The sequence below is a fragment of the Psittacicella gerlachiana genome (assembly GCF_003585965.1).
GTDB classification, from domain to species: domain Bacteria; phylum Pseudomonadota; class Gammaproteobacteria; order Enterobacterales; family Psittacicellaceae; genus Psittacicella; species Psittacicella gerlachiana.
Genome location: NZ_NRJF01000195.1, coordinates 1 through 7,635, shown reverse-complemented (window position 1 = coordinate 7,635; position 7,635 = coordinate 1). Strand labels below are relative to the sequence as shown.

At 33.9% G+C, this 7,635-nt stretch carries 8 protein-coding genes; all 8 read right to left on the bottom strand.

The window, feature by feature from the left end; all coding sequences use genetic code 11:
- Window positions 1-112: 112 nt before the first annotated feature.
- The 8 genes from CKF59_RS06410 to atpB all read right to left on the bottom strand — a co-directional run bounded on the left by CKF59_RS06410 (window position 113) and on the right by atpB (window position 6,851).
- Window positions 113-538 carry a F0F1 ATP synthase subunit epsilon gene (locus CKF59_RS06410; RefSeq protein ID WP_119535120.1) on the bottom strand — a complete coding sequence of 142 codons (426 nt, stop codon included), beginning with the start codon at window positions 536-538 and terminating at the stop codon, window positions 113-115.
- Window positions 539-579: 41 nt separating this feature from the next.
- Window positions 580-1,968: a F0F1 ATP synthase subunit beta gene (atpD, locus tag CKF59_RS06405; RefSeq protein ID WP_119535119.1), complete on the bottom strand. Its 1,389-nt coding sequence runs from the start codon at window positions 1,966-1,968 to the stop codon at window positions 580-582.
- Between the two features lie 18 nt (window positions 1,969-1,986).
- Window positions 1,987-2,862 (bottom strand): F0F1 ATP synthase subunit gamma, encoded by an 876-nt coding sequence (gene atpG, locus CKF59_RS06400; RefSeq protein ID WP_119535118.1) that lies wholly within the window; start codon window positions 2,860-2,862, stop codon window positions 1,987-1,989.
- A 48-nt stretch (window positions 2,863-2,910) separates the two neighbouring features.
- Window positions 2,911-4,464, bottom strand: a complete 1,554-nt coding sequence (gene atpA, locus CKF59_RS06395; RefSeq protein ID WP_119535117.1) for a F0F1 ATP synthase subunit alpha — start codon at window positions 4,462-4,464, stop codon at window positions 2,911-2,913.
- 104 nt (window positions 4,465-4,568) lie between these two features.
- Window positions 4,569-5,120: a F0F1 ATP synthase subunit delta gene (locus tag CKF59_RS06390; RefSeq protein WP_119535116.1), complete on the bottom strand. Its 552-nt coding sequence runs from the start codon at window positions 5,118-5,120 to the stop codon at window positions 4,569-4,571.
- Window positions 5,121-5,166: 46 nt separating this feature from the next.
- A complete protein-coding gene (locus CKF59_RS06385; RefSeq protein ID WP_119535115.1) occupies window positions 5,167-5,637 on the bottom strand; it encodes a F0F1 ATP synthase subunit B in 471 nt (156 codons plus the stop codon).
- A 62-nt stretch (window positions 5,638-5,699) separates the two neighbouring features.
- Window positions 5,700-5,942, bottom strand: a complete 243-nt coding sequence (atpE, locus tag CKF59_RS06380; RefSeq protein ID WP_119535114.1) for a F0F1 ATP synthase subunit C — start codon at window positions 5,940-5,942, stop codon at window positions 5,700-5,702.
- A 96-nt stretch (window positions 5,943-6,038) separates the two neighbouring features.
- Window positions 6,039-6,851, bottom strand: a complete 813-nt coding sequence (gene atpB, locus CKF59_RS06375; RefSeq protein ID WP_119535113.1) for a F0F1 ATP synthase subunit A — start codon at window positions 6,849-6,851, stop codon at window positions 6,039-6,041.
- Window positions 6,852-7,635: the final 784 nt, after the last annotated feature.

The window sequence follows — 7,635 nt, the reverse complement described above, 5'->3', positions numbered from 1 at the left end:
GTATGCATAAGTAAATAAAATTCTCTACCCAATAGTATTAAAATTATACCATTTTTTTCTCTTTTAACAAGTTGACAAAATTGGAAAATGGGAGGCTTCCCTCCCATTTACATTAACGTTTGCTTTGCATGCTATTGATGTATTCATATGCACGTAGTTTAGCAATTTCACGTTTAAGTTTAGCTGCTACTAGTTCCATATCATCTTCTTTAGCATTAGATAATTTAGATTCTGCTAATTCTTTAGCTTTAAGAATTCTCTCTTTATCTAAATCTTTAGCATGGATTGCAACATCAGCCAGAATGGTAACTGTATTAGGTTGAACTTCAACAAAGCCACCAGATGTATAAATTACTTGTGGTTCTCCGTTAACATCAAAACTAACTATACCTGGTTTTAATCTTGTTAGTAATTGGATGTGGCGTGGATAAATTCCTAATTCACCAGCTTCACCAGTTACATTAACATGATCAACAAAACCTTTATACATCACTTTATCTTGGCTAACAATTACAAGTTCAATTGTACTTGCTGACATAACTACCTCTGCTAGCTTGCTTAATAAAAATTAAAGATATCTTAGTTAGCAAGAGTTTTAGCTTTCTCTACAACTTCATCAATTGTACCTTGCATATAGAATGCTTGTTCTGGGATGTCGTCGTATTGACCTTCTAAAATACCTTTGAAACCACGAATAGTTTCTTTTAATGGAACATATTTACCAGCAGCCCCTGTGAATACTTCAGCAACGAAGAAAGGTTGTGATAAATAACGTTCAATTTTACGAGCACGGGCAACAGTTAATTTATCTTCTTCAGATAACTCATCCATACCTAGAATTGCAATGATATCTTTTAATTCTGTGTATTTTTGTAGAGTATGTTGTACTGCTGTAGCTACATTATAGTGTTCTTCACCAATTACATTAGGATCTAATTGTCTTGAAGTAGATGAAAGAGGATCTACCGCAGGATAAATACCTAATGATGCGATTTGACGTGATAATACTACAGTTGCATCTAAGTGAGTGAAGGTTGTAGCTGGAGATGGGTCGGTAATATCATCTGCTGGTACATAAACAGCTTGAATCGAAGTTATAGAACCTTTTTTAGTAGAAGTGATACGCTCTTGTAACACCCCCATTTCTTCTGCTAGAGTTGGTTGATAACCTACCGCAGATGGCATACGTCCTAAAAGAGCCGATACTTCAGTACCTGCTAAGGTATAACGATAAATATTATCGATGAAGAGAAGTACGTCAGAACCTTCGTCACGGAATCTTTCAGCGATTGATAATCCTGTTAAAGCAACACGTAAACGGTTACCTGGTGGCTCATTCATTTGACCATATACTAATGATACTTTATCAAGAACGTTTGATTCTTTCATTTCATGATAGAAGTCGTTCCCTTCACGAGTTCTTTCTCCAACCCCAGTAAATACAGAGTAACCAGAGTGTTCAATCGCAATGTTACGAATTAATTCCATCATGTTAACGGTTTTACCTACACCAGCACCACCGAATAAACCAACTTTACCACCTTTAGCAAATGGACAGATTAAGTCAATAACTTTAATTCCTGTTTCTAATAGATCCGTAGAAGCTGATTGATCTTCATAGCTAGGAGCTTTCTGATGGATAGAACGTAATTCATTACTATCAATCGGACCTGCTTCATCGATTGGATCACCTAGAACGTTCATAATACGACCTAGGGTACCTTTACCTACTGGTACAGAAATAGGAGCACCTGTGTTTTTTACTTCTAATCCACGACGTAAACCTTCAGTTAGACCCATTGCAATACAACGTACTACACCACCACCGATTTGTTGTTCTACTTCTAAAACAAAACGGTGATCTAGACCTTGAACTTCAAGTGCGTCATAAATTTTAGGAACAGAATCTAGTGGGAACTCCACGTCGATAACAGCACCTACAATTTCAACAATCTTACCTAAAGACATTGGTAAACCTCATTATTGTTAAACTGCTGCTGCACCAGCAACAATTTCGTTAAGTTCGTTTGTAATACTTGTTTGACGAGCTTTGTTATAAACAAGTGTAAGCTCATCAATAAGTTTAGAAGCATTATCCGTTGCTGCTTTCATCGCAATCATACGAGCAGCTTGTTCACATGCTAAAGTTTCTAATACACGTGTATGTAAAATGTTATGAGCATAACGTTCAATTAGATCTTGTAGTAATTCATCAGCATCATTATTATCGTAGATATAATCCCAGTTTGAATCAGAAGATAAATGATCTACATCTTCAGGTAGGGTTGGTAGAGGTAAATACTGTTCTCTTCTAGGTTGCTGAGTCATGGTATTGATATATTTATTGCTAAATAATTCAATAACATCGTATTTACCTTCTAAGTAATCTTCGACAATACCTTGAGCAAAACCTAAAGTAGTTTCTGCACTAGGTCTATCACCAAGAGCTACGATTGAGTAGGAAATGGTGCAATGAATATTTTGGAAGAAAGCTAATGCTTTTGAACCGATTACAGCAATATCAACTTTAATATTTTGACGATTATACTCTTCTAAACTTGTTAGAGTTTTCTTGAATAAGTTGATATTAAGTCCACCACATAGACCTCTATCAGTTGAGATTACAACAAAAAGAGCTCTTTTTACAGGGCGTTCTTTAATAAATGGGTTATTTGCATTAGGTTTTGCTTTAGCAATGTGACTAATAACACGTTTTAGTGCTGAGGTATATGGTTTACTACTTGCCATAGCTTCTTGAGCATGACGCATTTTTGAAGTAGCAACCATTTCCATTGCAGAGGTGATTTTTTGCGTAGATTCAATACTAGCAATTTTTCCTCGTATTTCTTTTGTATTAGCCATAACCAATTCCTTGTATATAGTTTAAGATAAAGATAAGCTACTAAATAATTAGTGGTTAACTAATGGAGTTTTCGCTTGGAATTCTTTAACTAAACGATCTACTTCAGAAATTGTAGCTTCATCCCATGCACCTGTTTTATTTAATTTTGACATAAACTCAGGGGCACTAGAATTACAATAACGAACTAACTCATCAGAATATTCAAGTAAGTTTTCTACTTCAACATCCTTGATAAAGTTCTTTTCAATCGCATAAAGGATCACAGTTTGATCTGCAACTGATTTAGGTTTATATTGTTTTTGTTTTAATAACTCAGTTACTTTACGACCGTGTTCTAGTTGCGTACGAGTTGCTTCATCTAAATCTGAAGCGAACTGTGCGAAAGCTGCAAGTTCACGATATTGAGCTAGAGAGGTACGGATACCACCTGAAAGTTTTTTAATTGCTTTTGTTTGTGCTGCTCCCCCTACTCGAGAAACAGAGATACCTGGGTTTACCGCTGGACGAATACCTGAGTGGAATAGACCTGTCTCTAAGAAGATTTGTCCGTCTGTAATTGAAATTACGTTTGTAGGAACGAACGCTGAAACGTCACCAGCTTGGGTTTCAATAATTGGTAAAGCGGTTAAAGAACCTGATTTACCTTTTACTGCACCATTGGTAAATTCTTCTACGTATTTTTCGCTTACACGAGCTGCTCTTTCAAGAAGTCTTGAGTGTAAGTAGAAGATGTCACCAGGGAAAGCTTCACGACCTGGTGGACGTTTTAATAGTAATGAAATTTGACGGTAAGCTACAGCTTGTTTAGATAAATCATCGTAAACAATTAGGGCATCTTCACCACGGTCACGGAAATACTCACCCATAGTACATCCTGAATAAGGTGCAAGATATTGTAAAGCAGCTGATTCAGAAGCTGAAGCCGCAACGATAATAGTATTTTGAAGAGCTCCGTGTTCTTCTAATTTTGCCACAACGTTAGCAATTGTTGAGTTTTTCTGACCAATTGCTACGTAGATACATTTTACGCCAGAATCTTTTTGGCTAATGATTGTGTCAATTGCAAGTGCTGTTTTACCAGTTTGACGGTCACCGATGATTAATTCACGTTGACCACGACCAATTGGGATCATAGAGTCAACTGCTAAATAACCTGTTTGTAAAGGCGTATCTACTGATTTACGGTCAATTACCCCTGGAGCAATAACTTCAATTGGATTAAAGCCGTCAGCAGCGATTTCGCCTTTACCATCGATAGGTTGACCAATAGCATTAACAACACGACCTAAAAGAGCATTACCTACAGGTACAGATAATAAACGACCTGTACTTTGTACTTCAATGCCTTCTTTTAAGTCAGCATAATCTCCTAGTACTACTGCACCAACAGAATCACGTTCAAGGTTTAATGCTAAAGCATAACGCTCATTAGGTAATGCAATAAGTTCCCCTTGCATTACGTTTTTTAAACCATTAATACGTAAAATACCATCGCTTACAGAAATTACAGTACCAGAATTTTGTAAATCATTTTGTGTTTTAAATTGAGCAATTTTGCTCTTAATAATTTCACTGATTTCTACAGCAGAAAGAGATGACATATAAATTATCCTTAACTACTTATTTACAAAATTTCCTTGATATTTGTAATAAGAAATTAGTTAACACACAATTTACTTTGTCCAGTAGAACTAAGCAACTTGAACTATTTAGTTAATTGTGCACTTAAATTTTCTAAAGTTTTGCGACCTGAGCAGTCAATCGAGAAGTCTTCTGTTTTGATAATAATTCCAGAAAGAATAGAAGTATCTACTTTTACATCTAATTTAACAGCTCTACCTACTTTTAGAGCTACTGATTGACCAATATTTTGTAATTGTTCTTCAGTCAATTCTCTTGCCGTAACTATAGTTACAGGGGTAGGAAGATCGTAGTTTTCTCTTAATTCAACAAAAAACTCATAGATGCCTGGAATATATGCAAAACGTGAGTGTTCAACTAGAACTGCTAAAAAGTTACTAACATGTTCATTTTTTAGCTCTTCTGGTAGTACAGCCTCAACAAATGACTTTATCTCTAATTGATAGTCTGAATGTTCAGCAAGTAATTGTTTTCCGATTTCACTTTCGATGATTTCTTTCATTGCAAAAAGAACATCATTCCAAAATCTTAAAGAAGTTTCTTTATCTGAAGCTTCTAAAGCGTACTCAAATACTGCTGTTGCATAAGGTCGAGATATTGTTGTAACGTTTTCCATAAAGTTCTCTCTAGAGGTTTATAAATAGTTTGAAGATTAATACTTTTTATAACTTACTTAGAGCGTTATCAATAATATCTTGATTGTCTTTAGCATTAAGCTCGCGTTGTACAATTTTTTCAGCAATAGCTACAGCTATAGCACCAACTTCAGCACGAAGTTCTTGCTGTACTCGTGATTTTTCAAGAGCTAGATTTTTGTGAGTCTGTTCAATTAATTGTTCAGCTTTAATCGCCGCTTGCTCATGAGCTTGTTCTACAATTTGTGTTGCTTGTTTTTCTGCTTCACTTAAGATTTCTTTAGCTTTTACCTTAGCACGGCTAATTTCTAAATCTGCTTGATTTTTTTCTGAGGTAATTTCCTCACGTAATTTTGAAGCAGAGTTGATTGAATCTTCTATTTCTTTTTGACGCTTTTCAATTGCATTAGAAATAGGAGGCCAGATAAATTTATAACAGAAAAGTACAAACACCAGAAATGCGATGGATTGCCCAATGAGGGTTGCATTAATATCCATTGTTTCTCCTTAATTGTTTGATAAGGATTTGGTTGTAATAATTTGACTTTGATACTTTTCTATTAGATAACGCCAAGAGCGTATAAGATAGCGAAAGCTAAAGAGATCATTGGTACAGCATCCACAAGACCTAATACTAAGAAAAATTGTGAACGTAAAGTAGGGATTAATTCTGGTTGACGAGCACAAGACTCAATATATTTAGAACCTAAGATACCTAAACCTAAAGCAGCACTTAGAGAAGAACCTGTGAAAATAATAGCAGCTGCTAATTCTTTATAAGCAGATAATACTGTTTGATCCATTTTAAATGTTCCTTAATGTATAAAAATGAATGTTTAAAATTGTAATGTTAGCTATAGATTAAACTAACGACTGGTTTAAATTAGATTAGTGTGAGATTAGTGATCGTCATTTTTATTCCAAGCTTTAGATATATATACGATAGATAACATCATAAAGATATAAGCTTGTAACGTAATAACTAGCACGTGTAATAATGCCCAAACAAAGCTTAAAGGTAAAGCGAAAATACCAAACAATATCCCTATTCCATACATTGAAGCGATAAGAATAAAGATAATTTCACCTGCGAACATATTACCGAAAAGTCGTAGAGATAATGAAAGGAATTCTGCGAAGAATCCTAAAACCTCTAGGAATAGGTTTACAGGGATCATGAAAACGCCTGGTAATGGGTGGTTAGTGAAGTTTTTGTAATATCCTAAACCTTTAGATTTAAAGCCTGCAATAATTATGATTAGGAATAATCCAATGTTAATTCCGAAAGTAATGTTAGCATCGGCTGTAGGTAAAGGTCTAAAGTGGATATTTGGATCTCCACTAATAAGGGCTACTAATCTTGGAATCCAGTCAACAGGAATTAAATCTACTAGGTTCATTGCAAAAATCCACAGGAATGTTACTCCTGCTAAAGGTGCAAAAAACTTAACATCAGCATTAATAAAGCTTTTTGCTGTACCATTAACCCAGTCAATAAACATTTCTACAACAACTTGAAATTTAGTTGGTTTATAGATGTTTACATTTCTAGCTTGAATGTAAAGGAAAAGTGCAAGAATTAGACCTAGAGCAAATGAAACTATGAGTGAGTCAATATTTACAGCCCAAAATCCTTTACCTACAGTTAAGAACTCTAGGTGGTGATCTAGGTAGGCGTTAAACGTTAATTCACTTCCGTTGCCAGATGACATAAGTCGTCCTCGATTATTTTAGAGTTATTGTCTACAACAATAAGAAGTTTTAGGGTGAATAAGCAAAGTTTAAGATCTTATAATTAAACTATGCCTAGCCTGAGTTTTTTGCGTTATACCTGTTAAATAAACTTACAGAATAGACTGATAAGCTATGAAAAAGTATAAGTACAAAAAACTATCATGATTATACCATTAGTTTTGTGTTTTTACTCTACTTAGTTTTATAGGGAAATTAAGTAGCTTTTATTTAATTGTTTGAATTATAGTCATAAGTATAAAACTAAGGGGTTTGATTTTTGTGAAAAAATGAAGTTGTTTTGTAATTTAAAGTTAACAAGCAGGTTATTTTAAAAGGATTGATAACAATAGAAATAATTTTTATAAAAGTAAATCTTTGATAATTAGAAATTAATTTGGTTTTTGTGAAAAGAATATAAAGGTAAAGGGAGGAATTTACTTTGCTGTAGAAAAAAATTAAGCAGTAAAGTTTAGAGTGAGGGGTTCTTTGAATCTTGTTTTGTTTATCAAAATGTTAAGTTAAGTTTATGAGGTAGAGGAATTTGGGTAAATAACCTAGTTATTTACTAATTTATTATGAGTTTAAAGTTTTAATTTTTAAAAAAGATTTGATTATTTTTGATCATTTTTATGTCATTAAAAGGGCATAAGTCATAAAATCGCAAAATAGTTGGTCTTAAGTCTTAGTGAGAAAATAACTTTGTTATAATTTTATAACTAAGCCAATATTGTTATTAAATAGATATTTAAGTATCTTTAGTTA